General features: G+C 67.3%; 22 protein-coding genes. 9 read left to right on the top strand and 13 right to left on the bottom strand.

Features of this window, described 5'->3' with window-relative positions:
* Positions 1-15 precede the first annotated feature (15 nt).
* Positions 16-264 carry a hypothetical protein gene (locus GXK59_RS01820; RefSeq protein WP_160663897.1) on the top strand — a complete coding sequence of 83 codons (249 nt, stop codon included), beginning with the start codon at positions 16-18 and terminating at the stop codon, positions 262-264.
* On the opposite strand, the gene pta is transcribed toward GXK59_RS01820, so the two are convergent.
* Positions 265-2,376, bottom strand: coding sequence for a phosphate acetyltransferase (gene pta, locus GXK59_RS01815; RefSeq protein ID WP_160663895.1), 2,112 nt, complete (start codon positions 2,374-2,376; stop codon positions 265-267). It abuts the gene before it with no gap.
* A gap of 223 nt (positions 2,377-2,599) precedes the next feature.
* Here pta and GXK59_RS01810 point away from each other — a divergent pair, with 223 nt between their 5' ends.
* The 4 genes from GXK59_RS01810 to GXK59_RS01795 all read left to right on the top strand — a co-directional run bounded on the left by GXK59_RS01810 (position 2,600) and on the right by GXK59_RS01795 (position 6,098).
* The gene (locus tag GXK59_RS01810; RefSeq protein ID WP_160663893.1) at positions 2,600-3,139 is read left to right on the top strand and encodes a hotdog fold thioesterase; all 540 of its coding nucleotides are present in this window, start codon (positions 2,600-2,602) and stop codon (positions 3,137-3,139) included.
* 16 nt (positions 3,140-3,155) lie between these two features.
* Positions 3,156-4,484, top strand: coding sequence for a phenylacetate--CoA ligase PaaK (gene paaK / locus GXK59_RS01805; protein ID WP_160663891.1), 1,329 nt, complete (start codon positions 3,156-3,158; stop codon positions 4,482-4,484).
* An 84-nt stretch (positions 4,485-4,568) separates the two neighbouring features.
* On the top strand, positions 4,569-5,174 hold the full coding sequence (locus tag GXK59_RS01800) for a TetR/AcrR family transcriptional regulator (RefSeq protein WP_160663889.1): 606 nt from the start codon (positions 4,569-4,571) through the stop codon (positions 5,172-5,174).
* 66 nt (positions 5,175-5,240) lie between these two features.
* Positions 5,241-6,098, top strand: a complete 858-nt coding sequence (locus GXK59_RS01795; RefSeq protein ID WP_160663887.1) for a DUF427 domain-containing protein — start codon at positions 5,241-5,243, stop codon at positions 6,096-6,098.
* Positions 6,099-6,190: 92 nt separating this feature from the next.
* Here GXK59_RS01795 and GXK59_RS01790 read toward each other — a convergent pair whose 3' ends face one another.
* Both GXK59_RS01790 and paaZ read right to left on the bottom strand, forming a co-directional pair.
* Positions 6,191-6,598 carry a VOC family protein gene (locus GXK59_RS01790; RefSeq protein WP_160663885.1) on the bottom strand — a complete coding sequence of 136 codons (408 nt, stop codon included), beginning with the start codon at positions 6,596-6,598 and terminating at the stop codon, positions 6,191-6,193.
* Between the two features lie 142 nt (positions 6,599-6,740).
* Positions 6,741-8,852: a phenylacetic acid degradation bifunctional protein PaaZ gene (gene paaZ / locus GXK59_RS01785; RefSeq protein ID WP_160663883.1), complete on the bottom strand. Its 2,112-nt coding sequence runs from the start codon at positions 8,850-8,852 to the stop codon at positions 6,741-6,743.
* Positions 8,853-9,014: 162 nt separating this feature from the next.
* On the opposite strand from paaZ, the gene GXK59_RS01780 reads away from it, so the two are divergent.
* Positions 9,015-9,431: a PaaI family thioesterase gene (locus GXK59_RS01780; protein ID WP_160663881.1), complete on the top strand. Its 417-nt coding sequence runs from the start codon at positions 9,015-9,017 to the stop codon at positions 9,429-9,431.
* 152 nt (positions 9,432-9,583) lie between these two features.
* On the opposite strand, the gene GXK59_RS01775 is transcribed toward GXK59_RS01780, so the two are convergent.
* Together GXK59_RS01775 and GXK59_RS01770 are read right to left on the bottom strand one after the other, a co-directional pair.
* Positions 9,584-12,208 carry a S1 family peptidase gene (locus tag GXK59_RS01775; protein ID WP_160663879.1) on the bottom strand — a complete coding sequence of 875 codons (2,625 nt, stop codon included), beginning with the start codon at positions 12,206-12,208 and terminating at the stop codon, positions 9,584-9,586.
* A 9-nt stretch (positions 12,209-12,217) separates the two neighbouring features.
* The gene (locus GXK59_RS01770) at positions 12,218-12,898 is read right to left on the bottom strand and encodes a tyrosine-protein phosphatase (protein ID WP_160668933.1); all 681 of its coding nucleotides are present in this window, start codon (positions 12,896-12,898) and stop codon (positions 12,218-12,220) included.
* A 312-nt stretch (positions 12,899-13,210) separates the two neighbouring features.
* Between GXK59_RS01770 and GXK59_RS01765 the strand changes: the two genes are divergently transcribed.
* A complete protein-coding gene (locus GXK59_RS01765) occupies positions 13,211-14,053 on the top strand; it encodes an SGNH/GDSL hydrolase family protein (RefSeq protein WP_160663877.1) in 843 nt (280 codons plus the stop codon).
* Here the strand turns inward: GXK59_RS01765 and GXK59_RS01760 are convergent.
* The 6 genes from GXK59_RS01760 to GXK59_RS01735 all read right to left on the bottom strand — a co-directional run bounded on the left by GXK59_RS01760 (position 14,050) and on the right by GXK59_RS01735 (position 18,953).
* On the bottom strand, positions 14,050-14,673 hold the full coding sequence (locus GXK59_RS01760) for a GNAT family N-acetyltransferase (protein WP_160663875.1): 624 nt from the start codon (positions 14,671-14,673) through the stop codon (positions 14,050-14,052). The genes GXK59_RS01765 and GXK59_RS01760 overlap by 4 nt on opposite strands.
* Positions 14,674-14,715: 42 nt before the next feature.
* Entirely contained in the window at positions 14,716-15,588 is an 873-nt protein-coding gene (locus tag GXK59_RS01755) for a 3-hydroxyacyl-CoA dehydrogenase family protein (protein ID WP_160663873.1), read from the bottom strand.
* 2 nt (positions 15,589-15,590) lie between these two features.
* Positions 15,591-16,433: an enoyl-CoA hydratase/isomerase family protein gene (locus GXK59_RS01750; protein WP_160663871.1), complete on the bottom strand. Its 843-nt coding sequence runs from the start codon at positions 16,431-16,433 to the stop codon at positions 15,591-15,593.
* Entirely contained in the window at positions 16,433-17,662 is a 1,230-nt protein-coding gene (locus GXK59_RS01745) for a thiolase family protein (RefSeq protein WP_160663870.1), read from the bottom strand. Before GXK59_RS01745 ends, GXK59_RS01750 begins: the two co-directional genes overlap by 1 nt.
* 155 nt (positions 17,663-17,817) lie before the next feature.
* Positions 17,818-18,468: a pentapeptide repeat-containing protein gene (locus GXK59_RS01740; protein ID WP_237393745.1), complete on the bottom strand. Its 651-nt coding sequence runs from the start codon at positions 18,466-18,468 to the stop codon at positions 17,818-17,820.
* Positions 18,469-18,494: 26 nt separating this feature from the next.
* Positions 18,495-18,953 (bottom strand): SRPBCC family protein, encoded by a 459-nt coding sequence (locus tag GXK59_RS01735; protein ID WP_160663866.1) that lies wholly within the window; start codon positions 18,951-18,953, stop codon positions 18,495-18,497.
* Between the two features lie 135 nt (positions 18,954-19,088).
* On the opposite strand from GXK59_RS01735, the gene GXK59_RS01730 reads away from it, so the two are divergent.
* The gene (locus tag GXK59_RS01730; RefSeq protein ID WP_035739049.1) at positions 19,089-19,265 is read left to right on the top strand and encodes a CsbD family protein; all 177 of its coding nucleotides are present in this window, start codon (positions 19,089-19,091) and stop codon (positions 19,263-19,265) included.
* 306 nt (positions 19,266-19,571) lie between these two features.
* On the opposite strand, the gene GXK59_RS01725 is transcribed toward GXK59_RS01730, so the two are convergent.
* Both GXK59_RS01725 and GXK59_RS01720 read right to left on the bottom strand, forming a co-directional pair.
* Complete coding sequence (locus GXK59_RS01725; protein WP_160663864.1) at positions 19,572-21,032, bottom strand: amino acid permease; 1,461 nt, start codon at positions 21,030-21,032, stop codon at positions 19,572-19,574.
* A 272-nt stretch (positions 21,033-21,304) separates the two neighbouring features.
* Positions 21,305-22,966: an ABC-F family ATP-binding cassette domain-containing protein gene (locus tag GXK59_RS01720; RefSeq protein WP_160663862.1), complete on the bottom strand. Its 1,662-nt coding sequence runs from the start codon at positions 22,964-22,966 to the stop codon at positions 21,305-21,307.
* Between the two features lie 201 nt (positions 22,967-23,167).
* Here GXK59_RS01720 and GXK59_RS01715 point away from each other — a divergent pair, with 201 nt between their 5' ends.
* Entirely contained in the window at positions 23,168-23,926 is a 759-nt protein-coding gene (locus GXK59_RS01715; protein ID WP_160663860.1) for a CPBP family intramembrane glutamic endopeptidase, read from the top strand.
* The last annotated feature ends 27 nt before the right edge of the window (positions 23,927-23,953 follow it).

Raw genomic sequence — 23,953 nt, 5'->3', positions numbered from 1 at the left:
CACGAAGGGAATTCCATGACTGACGACACCACCCAGCCTGAGAGCACCGAGCCGGCCAGCGGGTCCGGCAAACCGGATCCCACCGGCGTCGAAGGCGCCAACCCGGCCTTGGACGACACGGGGAAGCTCAAGGCCGCCGAGACCGGGGAAGCCCCCGAGGCTCCCGAGAACCTGGAGGACCTGGACCTCACGCCGGCCGGCCTGTCAGATGAGCCCGCCCAGCAGGAAGATCCCTACAGCCTGGCGGAGCCGGAAAACAGCTGACTAGGCCCGGGCAGCCGCAGGGGCCGGCGCGGCGGCGGCCTCCGCGGACTGCGCCTGGACGGCGGTGATGGCCACCGTGTTCACGATGTCCTCCACGGTGCAGCCGCGGGAGAGGTCATTCACCGGCTTGCGGAGTCCCTGCAGGACGGGCCCGACGGCGACGGCCCCCGAGGACTGCTGCACCGCCTTGTAGGTGTTGTTGCCGGTGTTGAGGTCCGGGAAGATGAACACAGTGGCCTGCCCGGCGACGGACGAACCGGGCATCTTGGACTGCGCGATCGCGGCGTCCACGGCGGCGTCGTACTGGATGGGGCCCTCGACGGCGAGATCCGGGCGGCGCGCCTTCACCATCTCGGTGGCCTGCCGGACTTTGTCCACGGCCTCGCCGGTCCCGGACCCGCCGGTGGAATAGGACAGCATGGCCACGCGCGGCTCCACGCCGAACTGGACGGCGGTCTCGGCCGAGGCCAGCGCGATGTCCGCCAGCTGCTCCGCATTCGGGTCCGGATTGACCGCGCAGTCGCCGTAGACCAGCACCCGGTCCGGCATCAGCATCAGGAACACGGAGGAGACGATCTTCACGCCGTCGCGGGTCTTCACGAACTCCAGCGCGGGGCGGATGGTGTGGGCGGTGGTGTGCGCGGCGCCGGACACCATGCCATCCACCACGCCCAGCTGCACCATCATGGTGCCGAAGTAGCTGCCGTCCAGCATGAGTTCCAGCGCCCGGGCGAGGTCCACACCCTTGTGCGCCCGCAGCTGCGCGTATTTCTCCGCAAACTGCTGACGCAGCTCCGATGTCGCGGGGTCCACGATGCTCATGCCCGAGAGGTCGATGCCCTGCGTGGACGCCAGTTCCCGGACCTCGGACTCGTTGCCCAGGATCGTGAGGTCGCAGACGTCCCGCCGGTGCAGAATTTCAGCGGCACGCAGGATCCGCACGTCGGTCCCCTCGGGCAGGACGATGTGCCGGCGCTGCAGCCGGGCCCGTTCGATGAGGTCGTGCAGGAACCGCAGCGGCGTCATCCGTTCCGGCCGCGGCAGGTGCAGCCGTTCCAGCAGCTCGGCCTCGTCCACCCGCTTGGCCCACAGGCCCAGGGCGGAGGCCACCTTGCGGCGGTGCCCGGACCAGATCTCGCTGCGCACCTCGGAGACGCGTTTGGCCGTCACGTAGGTGTCGTCCGGGGCGGCGAAGATCGGGAACGGGGCCTGCGCCAGCAGCGAGTAGATGGTGGGATCGGGGGCCAGGCCGCCGGTCAGGATCAGCGCGGACGGGACCGGGAACTCGGGCGAGAACGACGACGCCAGGCACGCGACCAGCACGTCGGCGCGGTCACCGGGGACGATCACCAGGGCGCCGTCGTCGAGCACATGCAGGAAATTGGCGACGCTCATCGCCGCCACCTTGACCGAATGCACGTCCCGTTCCAGGTCCGGCAGCCCGGCCACCTGGCCCAAGCCGAGGGCGGAGGCGACCTCGCCGGTGGTCGGCCTGGCGATCGACTCCAGCTCCGGCAGGACGTAGACGGGCCGGCCTGAGGCGCCCGGGCGGACGGCCGCGGCAATGGCTTCCAGGTCCTCCGGGTCAGCCCGGTTCACCATGATCGCCAGGAGCGAGCAGCGTTCGGCGAGGAGCTCCTTCCGGGCAACCTCGACGGCGTCGGTCGTCTCCGCGACCGTCCGCCCCTTCGCGCCCACCACGGCCACGATGGAGGCGGCCAGGTTGTTCGCGAGTCGTGCATTGAGGTCGAATTCGACGGCGGCGTCCTGGCCCGTGAGGTCCGTTCCCTCCACGATCACCACATCGCAGTGGCGTGACATCTCGGCGAAGATCTCCACGCAGCGGGCGTCGATCTCGGCCCGCTTCCCCTCGGCCAGCAGCCCGCGGACCTCAACAAACGTCAGGCCGCCGCGGCAGCGCTGGTCGTCAAGGTCGAACCGGGCCTTCATGAGGGCCACCATGGGGTCCGAGGCGGCGTCGTGGCCGTTGACGACGGGCTTGAAGAACCCGATCCGGTCCGCATGCCGGTGCAGCGTGTCCGCCAGGCCCAGGGCAATAAGGGACTTCCCGGAGCCCGGGGTGGTCGCGCTGACGTAGATTCCTTTGGCCATGGTTTGCCCTTAGGTTGTGCCGTGGTGGTGCTCGGTCCTCCCAGCCTACTTTCTCCTGCCGGGCAGCTGGCTTCCTGGCCGCTCTCTGCGGGGTTTTGGGGTGCTTTTTGACTGTCCGGCTGTGTTCGCCGGGAGCTTCATACGCCCGCTGGCTCTTAACAGAAGGCACCCAAATGGGATTACCTAATGAACATTCGGTAAATAAAGCTGGAGGCAATGACGCATGGCTGAACTGACGATTTCCGGTGACACCCACCCCATCCTTAAAGACGACTATGCCTCGGAATGGATGGGCATCGAAGTTGTGGCGCTGGACGACGGACATGCCACGATCCGCATGCCGCTCCGGCAGGAAATGCTGAACGGATTCGGCATGGCCCACGGCGGGATGATCTTCGCCTTCGGCGACACTGCGTTCGCTCTGGCCTGCAACCCCGCCAACCCGAAACCTGCTGACGAGGGAAGCATCACCGTGGCCTCCGGCGTCGACATCAACTTCCTCAAGCCGGCCTTCCGCGGCCAGATCCTGACCGCCGTCGCCAACCGCCGCGCCAGCACCGGACGCAGCGGCCTCTACGACATCCAGATTTACGCCGCCGATCCCAATACGGGCGCGCCTACTGCACCTGCGGGCACGGCACCCGCCGGCACGCCACAGGCTGCCACGGCTGCCACGGTCCCGGGCGAACTCCCCACCGACATCGCCCCGGGCGAACTCGTCGCCGAGTTCCGCGGCCGCAGCCGCACCATCTCCAAGAAATAGAAACAGGGAACCCCAGATGACCCAAGAAACCGTCGCACCCACCAGTGATGCTGTCCTGGACCGCGAAGAAACCATCTCCCGCGACGAGCTCGAGGCGTTGCAGCTCAGCCGCCTGCAGCACACCGTGGCCTACGCCTACGACCGCGTCCCGCTGTACAAGCGCAAGTTCGACGAGGCCGGCGTCCGCCCCGGGGATCTCCGCGAGCTCTCCGACCTGGGCAAGTTTCCCTTCACCACCAAGGAGGACCTCCGCCTGGAGTACCCCTTCGGCATGTTCGCCGTGCCGCAGCACGAGGTGGCCCGCATTCACGCCAGCTCCGGCACCACGGGCCGCGCCACCGTCGTTGGCTACACCAAGAAGGACCTCGCCGACTGGGCCAAGCTCGTCGCCCGCTCGCTGCGTGCCTCCGGCGTCCGTCCCGGCATGAAGGTCCACAACGCCTACGGCTACGGCCTGTTCACCGGCGGCATGGGCGCCCACGCCGGCGCCGAGGCCCTCGGCTGCACCGTCATCCCGATCTCCGGCGGCCAGACCGAACGCCAGATCACCCTGATCCAGGACTTCAAGCCGGACGCGATCCTGGCCACCCCGACCTACCTGCTGACCATTGCCGACGCGATGATGAAGCAGGGCATCGACCCGGCTTCCACCTCGCTCAAGTTCGCCGTGCTGGGTGCCGAGCCGTGGACCGAGGAAATGCGCCACGAGCTCGAAGAGATGATGAACATCAAGGCCTGCGACATTTACGGGCTCTCCGAGGTCATGGGGCCCGGCGTCGCCGGCGAGGCCGTGGAAACCCAGGACGGCAGCCACATCTGGGAGGACCACTTCCGCCCCGAGATCATCGACGCCTTCGACCCCTCCGTGGTCCTGGGCGACGGCGAACCCGGCGAGCTGGTCTTCACCTCGCTCACCAAGGAAGCGCTGCCGATCATCCGGTACCGCACCAAGGACCTCACCCGCCTGCTGCCGGGCACCGCGCGCCCCGCGCACCGCCGCATGGGCCGCATCACCGGCCGCAGCGACGACATGATCATCCTGCGCGGCGTGAACCTGTTCCCCTCGCAGATCGAGGAGATCGCGCTGCGCATCCCCGAGCTGAGCCCGCACTTCCAGCTCGAGCTCACCCGTCCCGAGGGCCAGCGGATGGACCAGCTGACCGTCAAGATCGAACGCCGCGAGTCCGTCACGGTCGAGGGTGTCGCCTCGGCCGCCAAGGTCCTGCAGCAGCAGATCAAGATCCACGTCGGGTCCTCCTGCGCCGTCGACGTCGTCGAACCCGGCTCCCTGGAGCGGTCCAACGGCAAGCTCCGCCGGATCTACGACATGCGCCCCAAGGCCTGACCACATCATGTCCAGCCCGCCGGCCGGCCCGCCCGGGCCGCCCGGCGGGCTGGCTCTTCTCCTGATCGTGAGAAACTAGCGACTATGCCCACAACAGCAAGCAGCACCAAACGCGGCCGTCCCGGCTATGACCAGCAGTCGGTGCTGGTGATCGCCGTCGACGTCTTCAACCGCCACGGCTACGACGCCACGTCCATGGGCATCCTCGCTGAAAACCTGGGCATTTCAAAGTCAGCCATTTACCATCACGTGCCGTCCAAGGGCGACCTGCTGAAGCTCGCGCTGGACCACGCCCTGGGCGGCCTCGAAGCCATCCTGGACCAGCCGCAGGCCAACACCGGCACCGCCGAAGCCCGGCTGGAGTTCGTCCTCCGCGAGACCATTTCGGTGCTTGTTGAACGGCTTCCGTTCGTCACCCTGCTGCTGCGCCTGCGTGGCAACACCGAGATCGAACGCGACGCCATGGAACGGCGGCGCACGTTCGACCACAAGGTGGCGGCGCTGATTTCCGCGGCCCGCGACGAGGGGTCGCTCCGCCAGGACATCGATCCCCGCACCGTGACCCGGCTGCTCTTCGGCACGATCAACTCGATCGTCGAGTGGTACAAACCCGGCGGCTCCCTCTCCCCCGAGAAACTGGCCGACGACGTCATCACCATGGCCTTCCACGGCCTCCACGTCGCCCGCTAGGCGTGGGGTTCGGGACTCCACCAGAATCCCATTGACCGCGCCCGGCACCCGGGCCACGCTGGGAGGATGGCCACCAAACTCTCCCAGGTGCTCATGGGCGCTCTCCCCCGGCTGCGCTACGAACCCACTGCCAAAAGGATCCGCGCGAGCCTCGGCCGGACAACCGTCGTCGATACCCTGCAGGCCTGCCTGATCTGGGAACCGCGGCGGATCACGCCCATCTTCGCCGTGCCGGAGCAGGACCTGCTGGCCGGGCTCGCCACACCGTCGCTGCCGGCGGCCTCTGTCGACGAGCACCCTTTCGCGCTTCGGCAGGGCGCGGCTGCAACGTCCCTCGACCCCACAACGGGGTTTGGCAACCACACCTGCGCCGGTGAGGAACTCGACGTCGTGACGGCTGCGGCGACCGTTCCCCGCGGCGCGTTCCGGCCCGAGGACCCCGACCTGGCCGGCTATGTGGCGCTGGATTTCGGGGCCTTCGACTGGCTCGAGGACGATGAGGAAATCATCGGCCACCCGCGGGATCCGTTCCACCGCGTTGATATCCGCGCATCGTTCGTGGACGTGCAGGTGGCGCTCGACGGCGTGACGCTGGCCAGCACGCACGGCGCGCAGCTGCTTTACGAGACGCTGCTCCCGGTGCGGTACTACATCCCGCAGGCGGACGTGCGGCTGGACCTGCTGCAGGAGAGCCCCAAGCGGACGGTCTGCCCGTACAAGGGCCAGGCCACCTACTGGAGCGTCCCGGGCTCGGAGCACGGGCGGAACATTGCGTGGAGCTATGACCGGCGGTTCCGCGACGCCGCGCAGATCCACGGCCTCGTCAGCTTCTTCAATGAGCGCGTCGATCTGAGCGTGGGGGGCGTGGTGCAGCCCCGGCCTGTGACTCCGTGGTCCCGCCCCAGCGGTCCGGGGGCACTTTGAGGGCCGCGTCCGCCCCGAAGACAAGGAACAGCGCCCCGGCGGACCGGGGCGCTGTTCCTTGTGTGCTGTTCCTTGTGTGTCGGGAACTGCCGTCAGAGCTGGTAGTCAGCCGCCGTCGTGATGTTCTCGTGGACGCAGAGGATGTTGTGCTCCGTGTCCATGAACCAGGCGCACTTCTCCGAATCCGTCGTACAGATGTGGTTCTCGGTCTTGAGATCCGGCAGGTCGTAGTCCTGGAACTGGACGCCCTTGGACTCCATCTCCTGGACGGTCCGTTCGATCTCCGAGACTTCGAAACTCAGGGTGGTGTGCTCGGAATGCTTTCCGTCCCTGACGGGCATCAACTGCAGCATGGGGCCGCCGTCGCTGCCGAATAGTTCGCTTCCATCGTCTGCCACACCACGGTGCGGGAGGCCCAGGGTGTCCGCATAGAACCGGTGGGCACGCTCTGCATCATCGACTGGCAGGACCGTTGTGGCTTTGTTCAACAATAGGGTCATTTCGCCACCTCCTACGATCAAAATTCTACGCCGGAGCGGGGCGGAAAGAGTCGGCCAATATACGCCTCGAGGTGAGACTTCGCGCCCATGTCCGCGGGGACAATGGGCGCGAAATCTCACCTCGGCGGCAGTAAAGGGCGGGCTACTTCTCCACGAGGGTGAGGACGTCGTAGGTGGCCACGATTTCGTCGTTCTGGTTCGTCAGGACGGCGTCCCAGGCCACTTCGCCGTACTCGTCCGTCTCGCGGGGTGTGATCTTCTTGGCGGTCAGGGTGACCCGGATGGAATCGCCTGCGGCCACCGGGGTGATGAAGCGCAGGCTTTCCAGGCCATAGTTCGCCAGCACGGGGCCCGGTGCGGGCTCCACGAACAGCCCGGCGCCCCAGGCCAGCAACAGGTAACCGTGCGCCACGATGCCCGGGAAGAACGGGTTGGCCGCCGCTGCCTCCTGGTTGGTGTGGGCGTAGAAGGTGTCGCCGGTGGAGTTGGCGAACTTCGTGATTTCGTCCAGGGTCACTTCCCGCAGCCCGGAGCGGATCGCGTCGCCGATGTGCAGCGTGCTCAGGTGCTTCCGGAACGGGTGCTGGCCTTCGGTCTCGAGCGTGAAGTTGCGGTCGGCCCCGGTGTGCCAGACGCCCGTGACGGCGGTCAGCATGTTCGGTGAGCCCTGGATCGCCGTGCGCTGCATGTGGTGCAGGACGGAGCGGATGCCGCCGAGCTCCTCGCCGCCGCCGGCGCGGCCCGGGCCGCCGTGGACCAGGTGCGGGACCGGCGAACCGTGGCCGGTGGAGCTGCGCGCATCCTCGCGGTTGAGCATGTGCACGCGGCCGTGGTGGGCAGCGATGCCGGTGACCAGTTCGCGGGCAACCTCGGGATCATTGGTGCAGACCGAGGCGACGAGCGAACCGCCGCCGCGGGCCGCGAGGCGGACGGCGTCGGCCAGGTCCGTGTAGCCGATCACCGAGGAAACCGGGCCGAACGCTTCCAGCGAGTGGACCTCGTCGGCTTCCGGATCCGCCCAGCTCAGCAGCACGGGGGACATAAACGCGCCGTCGGCGACGACGCCGACGGTGCCGTCCGCGCTGGTGACCTTCGGCGAATCAAGCGTGCCGTAGGCGAGTTCGCCGCCGGCGTCGAGCATGGACTGGACGGCGGCGCGCACATCGGCGAGCTGCTCCAGGGACGCCAGGGCGCCCATGTTGACGCCTTCGGCGCGCGGGTCGCCGAGGACAATGCGTTCCTTGATCCGCTCCCCCACGGCGGCGATGACGTCCTGCACCAGCTCCTGCGGCACGATGGCCCGGCGGATCGAGGTGCACTTCTGGCCGGCCTTGGCGGTCATCTCGGTGACGAGGGACTTGATGAAGGCGTCGAACTCCGGCGTGCCCTTGACGGCGTCCGGGCCCAGGATCGAGGCGTTGAGGGAGTCGGTTTCCGAGGTGAAGCGGACCCCGCCCTTGACCACGTTGACGTGGGACTTGAGCGTGTTGGCGGTGGAGGCGGAGCCGGTGAAGGCCACGATGTCGCGGTAGTCGAGGTGGTCCAGCATGGTGCGGACCGAGCCGGAGATCAGCTGCAGCGAGCCCTTGGGCAGGATGCCGGAGTCGATGATCGCCTTGACCACGGCGGCGGTGACGTAGCCGGTGGGAGTGGCGGGCTTGACGATGGTGGGCACGCCGGCGATGAAGGCGGGCGCGAACTTCTCGAGCATGCCCCAGACCGGGAAGTTGAAGGCGTTGATCTGCACGGCGACGCCGGGGATGCGGGTGTAGATGTGCTCGCCGGCGAAGGAACCGTCCTTGGACAGCACCTCCATGGGGCCGTCCACGATCACCTGGGAGTTGGGCAATTCACGCCGGCCCTTGGAACCGAACGTGAAGAGCACGCCGATGCCGCCGTCGATGTCGACCATGGAGTCAATCTTGGTGGCGCCGGTCTGGAAGGAGAGCGCGTAGAACTCCTCGCGCCGGCCGTTGAGGTACTGCGCCAGCTCCTTGAGCTTGAGCGCGCGCTGGTGGAAGGTCAGCTTGCCCAGTTCCGCCTGGCCGGTGGTGCGTCCGTAGTCCACGACGGCGGCGAGGTCGAGTCCCTCGGTGCTCACCTTGGCGAGGAGTTCACCGGTGCTGGCGTCCAGAACGGACGCGGCGGCTGCTGCGGCGCCGGCGTCGGGAGTCCACCAGGAATCCCGGATGAAGCTGGGAACGATCTCGACAGTGTCTACTGTGGGTTCCGGAGCGGTTGCAGTGGTGGTCATCGTTGACGGGTCCTTCCAACGGGGGCAAGATCAACACGGCCAGCATTACTGACCGTCCGTTCGGTAATATGTCTACAGTACATGAATGAGGCCTGCCGCACACTAGCTGCGGCGGCACTGACCGGCCTGAGCCCCTGGATTTCCGGCCAAAAAGGAGACCTTATGACGCCTGAGCCCCGGAATACCGAGCTGTGGAAGATCACCCTCGGGGAACTCGACGAGAAAATGGGCGTGAAGATCGTCGAGGAATCCGTCGAGCGGGTGGTCGCCACCATGCCGGTGGAGGGCAACCGGCAGTCCTTCGGGCTGCTGCACGGCGGCGCCTCGCTGGCAGTCGGGGAGGCGGTGGGCTCCTGGGCTGCGGTCATCCACGCCAGCACCCTGGGCAAGACCGCCGTCGGCGTGGACGTCTCGGCCACCCACCACAAGTCCGCCCGCGAGGGGCTCATCACGATCACCGCGACCCCCATCCATCTCGGCGGCACCGTGACCACCCACGAGGTGCTGATCACCAACGAGGCGGGGCAGCGGCTCTGCACCCTGCGGATCACCAACCTGTTGCTGGACCGCAAGAACTAAGGGGCTGGAGGTCGCAGCACCTCTGCGGTCCCCTGCCGTTCCTGAAGTCCGTCCGGAGCGCGCTGGTGGCAAGCGGCGTCCGGGCCAAAGACATCCAGTACGAGGTGTTCCGCCCGGACCTCTGGCTGGCTGACGTCCAGTCGGTGCGGCAGTTAGCGGACCAGCCGGCGCCGTGCCGCGGCCAGTTGGGAACCACCCAGCAGCAGGCCGCCCAGCAGGGTCGCTCCCGCGGCGAAGGCTCCCATCAGCAGCAGCTGCCCGGCGCCGGTGTCCGGCAGCTGGCCGGCGCCGGCCGGAAGCACGGCTGGACCGGCCGGCGGAACAGCGGGCCCAGCGGGCGCAACGGCCGGGGCGTCAATCGTAAAGGTCAGCAGCAGCGGGTCCGAGGCAACGCCGTCGACCGATTGGGTGACGGAAAGCGTGTGCGCCCCCACGGCGAGGCCGGAGGGGAACGGGATACTCCAGCGCCCGCCTGCCACGAGGATGTGCGGAACCAGGGAGCGGACCACTGCGCGCGCCCCCGCCCCGGCACCGCCGGCCCCTGCCTGGGCAGCACCGGCCGGCGTCCCGTCGATCGAGACGGTGACGTCGGCGCCGTCGAGGCCCGTCCCGGAAATCGTCCCGGGAAGCGAGTCCTGGCTGAAGTGCAGCCCGTCCACGATCGAAGCGACCGCCGGGGCTACCGGGGTGACGGTGAACGTGCGCGTCACGGAGGGGCTGTCCTCGTGCGAGGGAGCCGTCTGCACGGCGTGCACGGCGATCTGGCCATAGACGGGCCCGGCGACCGGGATGCTCCAGCGGCCGTCCGGCCCGACGACGGCGGAGCCGCTGACGTCGCCGGTGAGTTTCACCGTCTGGCTGGGGGTTCCGGTGCCGTCGATGCGGTTGAGCGTCCTCAAAGCCGCTCCCCCTTCAGGGGCGGTGATCACCGGGGCGTCGAGGTCGGAGATGTTGACGGCCACGGAAGCGGCGCCCGAGTGGCTGAATCCGTTCACCGTTTCCGCGGTGAATGACAGCGGTCCGGTGGTCGCGGGTGCGGGGTAGGTCCAGTTGCCGGCCGGGTCGACGGGCACCTCCAGGGGTGCCTGGTTCGCAACAGTGATGCGCACTTTCGAGTTGGCGGCAACGGCCGACGCCGGGGCCGCCGGGACCCGGCCCGTGATCGGTTGGCCTTCCATGAAGGTCAGATTTTCCGGGGCCACGAGTTCCGGCTTGTTCAGGAACAGCTGGAGCTGCACGGCGGTGGGAATCTTGGTCAGGGAGTCTTCCAGCGTGGTGGCGATGGCGAAGTTCTCTCCACTGGTCTCGCCGGCCGAGTGGGTGCCCACGGCATAATTGCCGCTGATCCACGGGCCGCCGGAGTCACCGCCACTGGACTGGACATTCTTGGACAGGAAGCCCCTGAATGCGCGCACGTCGGCCGGATCGGTGGTTCTTCCGCCCACCACGTAGATGCCGGTTTCTTCCACCTGCCCACAGGACCAGCCGTCGGTCCGTCCGGAGCGGCACACTTCCTGGCCCTTGAACGGGGCGACCATGCCGATGATCTTCACGGCGGTAGAGCCCGGGTTCGCGGCGCTGGCCCAGGTGGTCGCGGCCGGCTGGACGTTTACGCCGCCGTTCAGTGACTCAATAACGGCGATGTCCGTGCCGACGTTGCCGGGTTCTCCGGGATCGTCCGTGTTCCACAGTGGGTTCAAGACCCATGAGTTTTGGAGTCCGCCGAACTGGCTGAATCCGAAGCTGCCGAACGACGCGAGGCTGCCGGGAAGGGGCAACGAGCCACCCGCCGTCGCGGAGGTCGGTGGCTCAAGTCCGATGACGGCGGCTGTGCCGTCCTCGGCGCAGTGCCCCGCCGTCAGGACGACCGGCAGACCCGCCGCACTGAACGCGCCAAATCCGGTCGAGCAGATGGTCCGCCGGGGAGGTGAGTCAATGACGTAGCCCTCTCCGCCGTACACGTCCGCTTCGGTCGCGAGGGGAGGCGCTTGCTCCAGCTGGACGTTGGCGTAGCGGGCCACGAAGTCGGCCGGGGAGATCTTCCCTGGCGCCGCGGCAGTCGTCGCCGGGGCAGTCGGCACCGGCGCGGCTTGCTGGTCCGGCACCGGGGGCAGGTCCGCTTCGGCGGCGTTCGTTCCGCCGGTGCGGATGATGAAGCGCCCCCCGGAGTAGGCCACGGCCTGCAGGCCGGCAGGGCCAACCTCGCGGACATAGGCCTGGAACAGCTGCTCGGTGCTGGACGCCACCAGTTCGGCCGCCGAGGGAGCAGCGGTAGGAGCCTCCGTCGGAGTAGCCGAAGGAGTGGTCGAGGGGGCAGCCGAGGACTCAGCTGCCGGAGCCACGAGAACGAACACTCCCGAGGTTCCCGTCCCGTTCAGTTCGTTCACCCGGGACTGCAGCTCGGCGCCGCTGCCTTCGACGAGGATTTTGCCGTCCAGCAGGCTGATCCCCAAGTAGCCGGGCAGCTCCCGCAGCGAGGGAACGGCGTCGGCGGCGGTCCTGGCCAGCTGGCCGGCTGCATTGAATTCCTCGAGCGTCATACCCAAATCGCGCCGGACGGCCTCGGCGAGTCCGGCGTCGCTGACTTCCGGCGCCACTGCCGGCGTCGTCGTATCAACCGGCGCTGCCGGGCTGGCGGTCGCTGTCGGTGAGGAGGTAGGAGCGGGTTCCGGTCCCCCGGCTTCGGCCAGGGCAGGAACGGCATAGAACGATCCCGCGATCGCGATGGCGGCAGCCGCCACCGCGCGCACTGTCAGCTGATACCTCGGAGTCTTCACCCGGTTACTCTAGCGCCCCAATTTGGCGAGAATGGCAGTCCGCTCCCGGTCCGTTATGCCATTGTGGCTTAGGAAATCCCCGGTCCTCACATGCCGAACAAACTGCAGCAGGCTTTCCAGCCGCGTTTCGAGCAGCGGCGCAAGGGCGTCCTCGGGCAGGTACCGCTCATGCGGATGCGGGATGCCAGACACCCGGTGGTGCTCGTTGATCCCACGCATGGCGCGCTCGTAACCCTGCGCGATGGCGTCCTCGCCCGCTCCGGCGAGGTCCTGGAGCATGGCCGCGATCATCCCGCTGCGGTCCCGGCCGGCGGAACAATGGATCACGACGCCGCCGCGCGCCGCCGCCACGGCGCGGAACACCGCGGCCAGCTTGTCCGGGAAGATCCGGGCATTGTCCGCATAGGACGCCGGATCATTCAGGTAGGGAACGCAGAGCTCGCGGAACTCGCTGTTGCCGGGGTCCTCGGTGGGGGCGTGCACGACGTCGAACGCGGCCAGGGTCTCCGGCCTCACCTGGGGGTCGGTGTCGCGGCGACGGATCTCCTCCGGGTTGCGGAGATCGATCACCGTCCGGATGCCGCCGTCGTACGCCTGCTGCCACCCGGCGTCGGTGAGCCATTCACGGCGCCCCATCCGGAACACGCTGCCGGCAACGTGCCAGGCGTTGACCGCACCGTCCCACTGCATCGCTTCGGGTACCCTCATTCCCCGGGCTGGGCCCGGGGAGGCGGCGGGAATTGTCATCCTGAAAGTCAAGCACACGCACCGGCGCCGATCCACGGGCAGGATTGCGAAAGATACCCACAACGGGACAGGTTCCCCTGCATTGGAAAAGTTTCCCACATAGGGCCCATTGGCAGGGTGTGGGGTACAGGCGTCCGCGTAGGGTGACGGTGAACCCGGTAGCCGCCGGGCTACTTTTCAGCTCGCCTGCAGCCGGGACTGACACGTCTTCGCGGCACGGTCGCTGAAACCAGCGTGCTATTGAGGGGAAACACCATGGGAACTCTGAAACTTCGACGCCGTCGAACGGCCCTGGCTGCCGGTCTCGCCGCCCTGGCAATGGCAGCAGGTCTGGCAGCGGCCCCGGCGCAGGCCGTGGACAAGACCAAGTACATCGCGCTCGGCGACTCCTACGCCGCGGGCCAGGGCGCCGGTGAGTACAAGAACGATACTTGTTACCGCAGCGATAACAGCTATGCCGAGCTCGCGGCTGATACCAAGGCCATCAAGCTGGTCACGAACGCGGCCTGCAGCGGCAAGACGACGCAGGACGTCGTGAACACACAGCTGCTCCAGCTGAACACAACCACACGGCTGGTGACCATCACCGCCGGCGGCAACAACCTCGGGTTCGGGGACATCGTCACCAACTGCGGCTCTGCCAATCCCGACCTTGCTCCCGCGTGTGCTCGAGCCACCGCTACCGCGATGGACTTGCTCGTCAGCGGACAGCTGGGCCGTGATGTGGCCGCGATGATCCGGAGCGTGCAGGCGGCCGCGCCCAACGCCAAGATTGTGGTGACCGGCTACCCCTACCTCTTCGATCCGCTCCCCGCCGGCCTGACCGATTCGATGTCCCAATTCATCTACCAGGCCACCTTCCTGGCTGACCAACTGAACGAGAAAATCGCCGACGCCGCCGGGGCCACCAACACCCAGGACCGCCGGGTGCAGTACGTCGACGTCCGGACCGAGTTCGCCGGCCACGGCATTCTCTCACCCGACGACCCGTGGATTAACGGCGTCACCGGTAACGCAGATAGCTTCCACCCGAACGCCAAGGGCTACCAGGCGTACTACACAGCACTGAGCGCCGCACAGGCCTACACGGCACCCTAGCGCCGCTTGGCCAGCCGGGACTCCAGCGCGTTCCGGACCATCGGCCACTCGTGTTCCAGGATGGAGTACACCACGGTGTCCCGCAACGCGCCATCAGCACTGCGGGTGTGGCTGCGGAGCACTCCGTCCTGCTTGGCGCCCAGCCGGGCGATCGCCTCGCGGGACTGGTGGTTGAGCCAGTGCGTCCGGAACTCGACGGCGGGGCAGCCCAGCGTTTCGAAGGCGTGCCGCAGCAGCAGCAACTTGGAATCCGGGTTGCTGCCGCTGCCGTGCACGGACGCCGCGTTCCAGGTGGAGCCGATCTCCACCCGGGGCGTGGCGGCGTCGATGTTCATGTAGGTGGTCATGCCGATCACGCGGCCCGGCCCGCCGGTGGCGGGGTCAAGCAGCCGCGTGGTGAAGGGCAGCATGGAGCCGCTCTCCTGCAGGGCCAGGCGCCGCTCAATCTCGGCGGCCATCTGCTCCGGCGCGGGCACGCTGGTGTACCAGAGGTGCCACAATTCGCCGTCCCGGGCCGCCTCGACGAGGCCGTCGTGGTGGTCCGGGCTCAGCGGCTCGAGGATGACGTATTTGCCGGTCAGGGTGATGGGAGCGATCGCGGGGCGGTCCAGGGAAGTCACCGCACCATCCTAGGGGTACCGGCCCCGGCACCTGTCAGCCGGTCACTTGCTCCAGTCGAAGAAGCCCTTGCCGGATTTGCGTCCGAGTTCGCCGCGGGCCACCTTGTCGCGCAGGATCTGCGGCGGCGCGAAGCGCTCCCCCAGGGTGGAGGCGAGGTATTCGGCGATGCCGAGGCGGACGTCCAGGCCCACGATGTCCGTGGTCCGCAACGGTCCGGTGGGGTGCTTATAGCCCAGGACCATGGCGTTGTCGATGTCCTCCGCGGACGCCACGCCCTCCTCGACCATGCGCATCGCCTCGAGCGCGATCGCGACGCCGAGCCGGGAGGAGGCGAAGCCGGGGGCGTCATTGACGACGACGGCGGTCTTGCCCAGCGCCTCGACCCAGCCGCGGGCGGCCTGGGCCAGCGGCTCGGAGGTGTGTTCGCCGAGGACGACCTCGATCAGGGTTGACGCCGGGACCGGGTTGAAGAAGTGCAGCCCCAGGAAGTTCTGCGGGCGCGCCAGCTCGCGGGCCAGTGCGTTGACTGAGATGGAGGAGGTGTTGGAGGCGACGTACGCGCCGTCGGCCAGGCGTTCCTCGATGCCGCGCAGCGAGGCGACTTTCAGGTCCCAGTCCTCCGGGACGGCCTCGATGACCAGCTGGCGGTCCTTGAAGTCGTCGTAGTCCACCGTCACCGACAGCCGCGAGACCATTTCGTCCAGGTTGCCGTCCGTGGCGCCGCGCTCGATGCTCTTGGCCGCCGCCGATTCCACCCGTTCGCGGGCGGCCTCGGCTGCTTCCTCATCTCGCTCGACGACGAGGACGTTGGCACCGTTGATCAGGAAGGCATGCGCGATGCCGGCGCCCATCCGGCCGCCGCCCAGCACCCCGACAGAGTCGGGAAGGTTCGCGGGGAGTGTGGAGTTGCTCATGGTCAGTTCTTCTTCCGGTCTGGATCCTGCTCGGACGTCGTGGCTGACTGCTGGGCCGATGACTTGGCAGCCTTCTTAGCTGTTTTCTTATCCAAGAATGACTGCATGCGGTCGAATTTTGCCTGGGATTCAAAGAGGATTCCCTGCGCCAGCTCATCAATCAGGGGATGTGCCTCGGCGGGGGCGTGGAACACCGACTTGGTGATCCGGACGGCGAGCGGGTCCTGGCCGGCGATCCTGTCGGCCAGGGCGTGGGCGGCGGCCATCAGATCGGGGGCCTCGTGGATCTCGGTGATGAGGTTCACGGCGAGGGCCCGGTCGGCGCGCAGCACCGTGCCGGCCAGCAGGATTTCCTTGGCCACCGGCTCCCCCACCAGTTCCTTCAGCCGCCAGCTGGCACCGGCGGCTGCCAGGATGCCCAGGCCGGTTTCCGGGTTGCCGATCCGCACCGAGGGTGTACCGATCCGGAAGTCCGCAGCGTAAGCCAGTTCGGCCCCGCCGCCGAGGCAGAAACCGTCCAGGGCCGCAATGACCGGCATCGGAAGCTTGGCGATCCGGACGAAAATCGTGGAGTTGATGCCCCGCAGGGCGTCGTCGCGGCGGCGTTCGCGCAGCTGGCCGATGTCCGCGCCGGAAGCGAAGATGCCCTCCGTGCCGGCAATAATCAGCACCTTTGGGGTCTGCTCCAGCGCAGCGCAGACGGCGTGCAGCTCGTCGACCATCTGCTGGTCGATCGCGTTGCGGACCTCGGGCCGGTTCAGGAGCACCACCAGCCGGTCCTCGCGCTCCTCGACCTTCAGCGTGCTGAAATCCTGCGGGTTGAGACCCGTCGTCGCGGCGGCCACTAGACGCGTTCCAGCAGCATCGCGGTGCCCTGGCCGACGCCAATGCACATGGTGGCGAGGCCGATCCGGGCGTCCTCGCGCTCCATCCGGCCCAGCAGGGTGATCGCGAGCCGTGAGCCGGACGAACCCAGCGGGTGCCCCAGGGAGATCGCGCCGCCGTCGCGGTTTACGATCTCGGGGTCCAGGCCGAGCCGGCGCATCGTCGCGAGCGACTGGGTGGCGAAGGCTTCGTTGAGTTCGACGGCGCCGAGGTCACCGACGCTCAGGCCGGTCCGTGCGAGCACCTTCCGGGTGGCCGGGACGGGGCCGATGCCCATGATTTCGGGTTCGCAGCCGGCGGAGGCACCGTCGATGATCCGGGCACGCGGGGTGAGGCCGAGCCGCTCGATGGCCGCCTCCGAGGCGACGATGATGGCGGAGGCGCCGTCGTTGAGGGTGGAGGAGTTGCCGGCCGTGACCACCGAGCCGCCGGCGACGACGGGGCGCAGTCCCGACAGGACGTCCATCGTGGTGCCGGCACGGGGGCCCTCGTCGGTGTCGACGACGGTTTCGCCCTTGCGGGTCTTGACGGTGACCGGGACGATCTCGTCGGCGAAGCGGCCGGCGGCGATGGCCGCGAGGGAGCGTTCGTGGGAGCGGACGGCAAAGGCGTCGGCGTCCTCACGGGTGATCCCGTCCACGCGGGCGACTTCCTCGGCCGTTTCCGGCATGGAGTAGGTCATCTTCCCGCCGCGGGACAGCTCACCCCTCTGGAATAGCGGGTTCACGAAGCGCCACCCAATGGAGGTATCGAAGATCTGTCCCGGCTTCGCGAAGGCGGTCTGCGGCTTCTCCTGGACCCAGGGGGCGCGGCTCATGGATTCGACGCCGCCGGCGATCACGATGTCCGCGGCCCCGGACTTGATCATCTGGCTGGCCATGATGATGGCGCTCAGCCCGGAGGCGCAGAGCCGGTTCACGGTGATGCCAGGGATGTGCAGCGGCAGGCCGGCCAGGACGGTGGCCATCCGGGCGACATTGCGGTTCTCCTCGCCGGCGCCGTTGGCGTTACCGAGGATGACCTCGTCGATGCTGTCCGGGTCCAGCCCGGCCCGGGCCACAGCCTCGCGGACCACCAGGGCAGCCAGGTCATCGGGGCGGACCGCGGAAAGTGCCCCGCCGTACCGGCCCACCGCAGTGCGGGCACCGCCTACGAGAAATGCCTGTGGTCCTGCAACTGCTGATGCCATGGGTACACCCTTCACGCGATAAACGGCACTGTCATCGAAAAAACACTCACCGGCCGCGGCCACTGCGTTCGACCCGCTAGTGCGCCAATTTACCGACCGTTCGTTCTATAAAGATTACACGGCACGGCAAGGGGGTCAATGAAGGCCCCGCAGGATTACGCGACGACGACGCCGAGGTGGCTCGCCATCAGCGGGGCCAGCAGGCCCAGCTGGTAGTCGTCGATGACGAGGCCTGCGAGACTTTCGAGCCCGCTGATGGCGCGGAAGTCCGTGCCCCGGATGTCAAAGTCCTTGAGCCGGGCCCCGGACACGTCGAGGGTGCCGATCGTGCAGTTCTTCAGCGCCACCCGCGTCGCCGCACAGGAGCCCAGGTCCAGCTCGTTGATGATGCAGTCGCTAATCTGCACGTCCGTGAGCCTGGAACCGCGGAGGTTCACGTAGTCGAGCTTGCCGCCGTCGATCCGCACGGACTGCCAGCCGCTTTCATAAAGTTCCGCGGAACCCCAGCGGGGGTTGCCGATCTCGACGTCGCGCAGCGTGCTCCGGGCCGCCATGAACACGGGCGCGTACAGCTCCGCCAGGATGCAGTCCCGGAAGGAGGCGCCCCGCAGCTGCGTCTCGTTGAAGGAAACACCCTGGAAATCGCACTCGGCGAAGTCGGTGCCGCCAAGTTCAAGCCCGTCAGCGGATGCCTTGCTGTACCGGACGCCGTCGTACCGTTCGCCGGACTGGAAATCCGGGGACGGGTCGTCCCGCAGGTCCGCCAGCCGGACCGGGCTGAGCCTCGGCGCGGTCACTTTGGGCATCTTCGGCCCCGCGGTGCCGCGCACCATCAGAGCGACTCGGCCCGGGCTGCGATCTCCGCCAGGTCCTTGGCGAGGGCCTTTCGGGTGATGCGCATGCCCAGTTTTCCAAGGAGCGCCATCGCCAGCTTGCTCATCCGGGAGGGATTCAGGATTTCGGCGCCGAAGGTCAGCGTCAGGTCCGTGCCGCCGTCGCGATCGACCAGCGCGAAGCGGGTGGTGTAGTCCGCCCGGCCCTGCACCGCCTTCACCGTTGTGCTCCGGGGCGGGTCGGCCTGGGACACCCACATTTCCACCGTTTCCGACCGGCCCATCATGGTGCGGGTTTCCTTCCAGCGCGTACCCTCGCCGTACGGGCCGTCGGACAGCATCTGGATCGAATCAATGCCGGACAGGGTTGCGGCCGAACCGGGGATGTCGGAAATGACGGCCCACACCTTGTCCGCCGGCGCGTTGACATGCTGGGTCAGGCTGGTTTTGTGGTCCATAGCATCGAGCCTAGCCCGGCCTCGCGGCAGATTTCATCCCTGCAGCGCAGGATGCCCCCTTGAATTACTAAGCATGCTTTGTGTTATGGTGAATGAACGTTGAATTTCAACCGGAAACGAGAGGTGGTTCACACCATGGGTATCGGAGACAAGATTCAGAACGAAGCAGAGCACCTCGGTGGCAAGGCCAAGGAAGCTACTGGCAACGCCACGAACAACGACGAGCTTCGCGCCGAGGGCCAGAAGGACCAGGTTGTAGCCGACGCAAAGAAGGTCGGCGAGAACGTCAAGGACGCCTTCAAGAAGGACTAGTCCTTTCGAATAGCGGCGGCGGACATTCCTTTGGGGGATGGCCGCCGCCGTTTTTTGTGCGCCCGGGCGGATGCGACCCCTGGGCGCGGGGCCCCGCAGACCCGCGATTCACCACAACTGGCCTCTATGCCACCCCGGTTAGCGGCCATCTTCGTCACGTCGATGCTGCCTCGACACAGAGTTGGCGCCGCGAACGCCGTCGAGCGCCGTCGAAGGAATGCCGCAGCCGCAGCTTAAAGCCAACAACGGCGGGCCCCCGCACTGGAGGCCCGCCGTCGTCGTCCGCTTGGATGTTGCCTGTAGCGGCTAGTTGAAGAGCGCGTTCGTCGGTTCGTTATTCTTGACCTTCTGCCAGCCAAGCCACAGCACGAGCGCGAAGAACGGGATGGTCGCCAGGGTCCAGAGTCCGAGGTGGAACACTTCACCGGTCTTGCTGGTCATGGTGTCGAAACCGATGAGCACCGTGATGACGAGCAGGGAAATCAGGCCGGCCCAGCTGGCCCGGGTTCCGCCCGGCGCGGGCAGGGACGAGACCTTGCCCTTGGTCTTGCGCAGCGCGATCTGGCTGGCGAAGATGGCGCCCCACGTGAAGATCACACCGATCGATGCGGAGTTCAGCGCGAGGTCGAAGGCGTGCGAGCCGCCGAGCCAGATGTTGAGCAGGATGCCTACGAGGTAGACGCCGCCGATGGCCAGGATGGCGGCGTACGGCACGTGGCTCTTGGACATCTTGGTCAGCCAATGCGGGGCATGCCCGTTGTTGGCCATGGTGCGGAAGACCCGGCCGATCGAGTAGAGGCCCGAGTTGCAGGAGGACAGCGCGGCGGTGATGACGATCATGTTCATGACATCGCCCATCCAGCCGAGGCCCATCTGCCCGAACACGGTGACGAACGGCGAGGTGCCCGCCACGTACTGGTCCGAGGGAAGCAACATGGCCAGGAGGGTGACGGAACCGACGTAGAAGACCACGATGCGGAAAACGACGGCGCGGATCGCCTTGGGCACTTCCTTGGCCGGATCCTGCATCTCACCGGCGGTGATGCCGACGAGCTCAATGCCGTTGTAGGCGAAGATCACGGCGTTCAGGACCAGGATCATGACCAGCGCGCCCTTGGGGAACATTCCGCCTTCGGCCGCGAAGAGGTTGTTGACCGACGCGTGGCCGGGGCCCACCTGGGCGTTGGTAACCACCATGAAGGTGCCCACGGCCAGGAAGATGAGGATGGCGCCGACCTTGAGGACGGAGGCCCAGAATTCGAATTCGCCGAACGCCTTGACGCTCAGGAGGTTGACGCCCACCAGCAGCAGCAGCGCCGCGATCGCGGTCAGTTCCACCGGCACGTTGGGGAAGAAGAACTGGAAGTACAGACCGATCGCGATGAGCTCGGCAATGCCGGTCATCGCCCAGTTGATGAAGTACATCCAGCCGGACAGGTATGCGCCCTTCTTGCCGAACATTTCGCCGGCGTAGCTGACGAAGGAGCCCGACGTCTGGCGGTACATGATGAGCTCACCCAGGGCGCGCATCAGCAGGTAAGCGATGACGCCGGCGATGGCGTAGGAGAAGATGAGCGCGGGGCCGGTGGAGGCCAGCCGTCCGCCGGCACCCATGAACAGGCCGACGCCGATGGCGCCGCCCATCGCGATCATGGTGACCTGGCGACCGCTCAGGGATTTCTGGTAGCCCTCGGCGCTGAGAGTCGAGTCGACGACGGCGGATTGCGCCGTCGGGCTCTTAAGTTCTGTGGGGGTATTTGATGGCACAGCTGTTTCCTTGTAGGTCGAGGTATGGCCGGGAAGGGACCGTGGATTCAAGTACACAAAATTCGGGCCCAAGCCCCTCGCAGGGACCAAGACATGTACCGAACCTCACAAGCGTCGAAGTTCGCGCGGCTCATCTATCGTACTAGCATTCAGGACCCGGGAGTGACGGGGGCAACACCCCTCGGACATTTCCGCTAATTATTGACGCCGTACCGGCCGAATTGCCGAATGATGTTCGATTTTGGACCGGCAAATCCCGGCACGTCCGTCCGTTAGGCCAGGGCGCCGTCGCGCATGGCGTACCGGAGCCCGTTCCCGGCCTTGGCCCCGTGCCCGGCGCGGGTCCCGGTGCTGTTTTGAAGGGCGCAAGTGCTGAACCACTCCCCGAGCGCGCGGTCGTGGCTGACCAGGACCAGTGTCCCTGCGAAGTCCGAAAGGGCCGCTTCGAGCTGTTCCACCAGCACGGGCGCCAGATGGTTGGTGGGCTCATCCACGAGCATCGTTCCGTACCCGCCCAGGAGGAGGCGGGCGAGCGCCAGCCTGCGTTGTTGCCCTGCGGAAAGGCTTCCCACCGGGACGTGGAATTCGCTGGTCCGGAAGAGCCCGAGCCGGAGCAGCGCCTCGGCGTGCTCATCGATGTTGCCGCCCAGGCCCGCGGCGAAAGCCGGCAAGAGGCGCAGCCCCGGGCGCTGCGGAAGCTCCAGTTCCTGCTGCAGGTATCCGATCCGGCCGTGCCGCACTACAGTGCCTTTGGCCGGTTCCAGCGTGCCCGCGAGGACGGCGAGCAGCGTGGACTTGCCGGCACCATTGGGACCGGTGATGAGGATCTTCTGGCCCGCCTCCACCCTGAGGTCCGTCGGTTCCAGGCGACCGGGCACCGTCACTCCCGTCGCTTCGAGAGCGGGACCCGCCGCAACGTCCGCCCGCAGCTCCGTCGCCAGTTTCAGGGGCACCGGCGGCCGGTCGATGGGGTTTGCCTCCAGCCGGCGGAGACGTTCCTGGGCGTTGCGGACCTTGCTGGTAGCTGCCTTTTGCCACGTGCCGGCTTTGAAGTCGAACCCCATCTTGTCGTTGTCGCGCTGGCGGGCGTAGCCCATCGTCCCCGCGACGGTGTCCGCCTGGAGCCGTTCGGCCGCCATCGAGTCCAGCCACCCGTGGTACTGCTGCGTCCAGCGCTGGCGCTCGGCCGCCTTCTCCCGCAGGTAGCCTTCGTAGCCGTTGCCGTACCGGTTGACCGTAAGGCGTTCGGCATCGACTTCAATCACTGTTGATGCCACTTTGCGCAACAGGACGCGGTCGTGGGAGACCACCACCACGGTTCCGCGGTGCGCGGCCAGCCGCGCCTCCAGCCAGGACGTGCCGCTGGCGTCAAGGTGGTTTGTGGGTTCGTCCAGGAGGAGGAGGTCCGCGGGATCGGCCAGCACGCAGGCCAGTGCCACGCGTTCCTGCTCCCCGCCGGAGAGCGAGCCCAGGGTCCGCGCCCGGTCCAGTCCGCCGAGGCCAAGCCGGTCCAGCGCCGCCTCCACCCGGGATTCCGCGGCATAGCCTTCCCTGAGTTGGTACTGCGTCTGCAGGTTTCCGTAGCGTTCCAGTTCATCTGCTTCCGCTCCAGCCAGCCCGTCTTCCAGACGCTCCAGCTCGGCCTCCATTTCGCGGAGCGATTCCAGCGCGGCATCGATCGCGTTGCTCACGGTGAACGCATCAGGCAGGCCCAGGGTTTGGGCAAGATAGCCCACGCGGCCCTGGCTGACGGCGGTGCCCTCGTCCGGGGCCTCGAGCCCGGCCAAAATCCGGAGCAGCGTGGATTTGCCCGCGCCGTTTTCGCCGACGATCGCCACATGCTCACCGGCTGTGATGGCAATGTCGACGCCGGCAAACAGCTGCCGGTCCCCGTAACCATGGGATACGCCCGAAAGGCGGAGATGTTCGCTCAAGAAGTCCTTGCAGGTAGGTGCCGGCCTGCCCGGCGGCGGCGTGCGTCGTGCGGCGTCAAGTATGACACCGCCGGCTGTAACTGAGGTACTGGGGTACGGAGGTACTGGGGTACGGAGGTACTGGGGTACGGAGGTACTGGGACGGCGGGATGATCGGTTGCGTTTGACTCTGCCGTCCCGCCACGGCGCTAGGCTGGTGGCATGGGCACCGCTCTCCGCACACCAGCACCGCGGCCGGAACTGTACAGGTTCTCGCGGCTCGACTACCTCACGGCAGGCCTCTATGTAGCTGTCGCTGCTTTTTTCGCTGTGGCCGGCGGACTGCTGGTCCCGCTGATGCTCCAGTTGTCGCCTAACCCGGCGGTGGCGTCCTACTCCGTCAACCTGATCTTCTACGGCAGCATCGGGATCCTGGCCCTGGCCGCCGCCCGGCATGTCGCCGCGCGGGACCTCAGGGTCCTCGCAACACGGCCGTGGTTCACCCTGCTCATGGTCCCCCTCGCCGTTGTGGCCATGATGATCCTCACCGCGGTCCTCGCCTCAATCACCGGAACGCCGCAGACGTCCGCCAACCAGGCCGGCCTGCAGGCGCTCATGCAGCAGGTGCCGGCCTGGCTGATGGTGCCGCTGCTGGTGATCGTGGGGCCTTTTGTGGAGGAGTACATCTTCCGCCACCTCCTGATCGGCAAGCTCAGCCGGCGGGTCAACCTCTGGGTGTGCTGTGGCTTGTCCGTCGTGTTGTTCGCGGCCCTGCATATCGTCGGCCAGGAGGACCTGACCCTTCCGGTCCTCATGCCCTATCTCGCGATGGGCGCCGTCCTGGTGTTTGTCTACGTCTGGACCGGCAAGAATGTGATGTTCTCCTACTTCGTGCACGCCTCAAAAAACCTGCTGGCGGTCATCTTCATCTACGCCATCCCGCCGGATGTGATGGAGCAGCTGCAGAAGGTCCAGGGCTAGGACGGGCACCGCTGCCCCCTACCGCCA

This window comes from Pseudarthrobacter sp. ATCC 49987, from assembly GCF_009928425.1.
Lineage (GTDB): Bacteria > Actinomycetota > Actinomycetes > Actinomycetales > Micrococcaceae > Arthrobacter.
Note: the sequence above shows the minus strand (reverse complement) of the source record. Positions and strands in the feature narration are given on the sequence as shown.

Bases quoted from the DNA above. Each gene is read 5' to 3' on its own strand.
- GXK59_RS01820 (WP_160663897.1), top strand. From the start codon at position 16: ATGACTGACGACACCACCCAGCCTGAGAGCACCGAGCCGGCCAGCGGG.
- GXK59_RS01800 (WP_160663889.1), top strand. From the start codon at position 4,569: ATGCCCACAACAGCAAGCAGCACCAAACGCGGCCGTCCCGGCTATGAC.
- GXK59_RS01715 (WP_160663860.1), top strand. From the start codon at position 23,168: ATGGGCACCGCTCTCCGCACACCAGCACCGCGGCCGGAACTGTACAGG.
- GXK59_RS01765 (WP_160663877.1), top strand. From the start codon at position 13,211: ATGGGAACTCTGAAACTTCGACGCCGTCGAACGGCCCTGGCTGCCGGT.
- GXK59_RS01790 (WP_160663885.1), bottom strand. From the start codon at position 6,598: ATGACCCTATTGTTGAACAAAGCCACAACGGTCCTGCCAGTCGATGAT.
- GXK59_RS01770 (WP_160668933.1), bottom strand. From the start codon at position 12,898: ATGCAGTGGGACGGTGCGGTCAACGCCTGGCACGTTGCCGGCAGCGTG.
- paaZ (WP_160663883.1), bottom strand. From the start codon at position 8,852: ATGACCACCACTGCAACCGCTCCGGAACCCACAGTAGACACTGTCGAG.
- pta (WP_160663895.1), bottom strand. From the start codon at position 2,376: ATGGCCAAAGGAATCTACGTCAGCGCGACCACCCCGGGCTCCGGGAAG.
- GXK59_RS01735 (WP_160663866.1), bottom strand. From the start codon at position 18,953: ATGGACCACAAAACCAGCCTGACCCAGCATGTCAACGCGCCGGCGGAC.
- GXK59_RS01745 (WP_160663870.1), bottom strand. From the start codon at position 17,662: ATGGCATCAGCAGTTGCAGGACCACAGGCATTTCTCGTAGGCGGTGCC.
- GXK59_RS01740 (WP_237393745.1), bottom strand. From the start codon at position 18,468: ATGCCCAAAGTGACCGCGCCGAGGCTCAGCCCGGTCCGGCTGGCGGAC.
- GXK59_RS01730 (WP_035739049.1), top strand. From the start codon at position 19,089: ATGGGTATCGGAGACAAGATTCAGAACGAAGCAGAGCACCTCGGTGGC.
- GXK59_RS01780 (WP_160663881.1), top strand. From the start codon at position 9,015: ATGACGCCTGAGCCCCGGAATACCGAGCTGTGGAAGATCACCCTCGGG.
- GXK59_RS01795 (WP_160663887.1), top strand. From the start codon at position 5,241: ATGGCCACCAAACTCTCCCAGGTGCTCATGGGCGCTCTCCCCCGGCTG.
- GXK59_RS01755 (WP_160663873.1), bottom strand. From the start codon at position 15,588: ATGAGCAACTCCACACTCCCCGCGAACCTTCCCGACTCTGTCGGGGTG.
- paaK (WP_160663891.1), top strand. From the start codon at position 3,156: ATGACCCAAGAAACCGTCGCACCCACCAGTGATGCTGTCCTGGACCGC.
- GXK59_RS01810 (WP_160663893.1), top strand. From the start codon at position 2,600: ATGGCTGAACTGACGATTTCCGGTGACACCCACCCCATCCTTAAAGAC.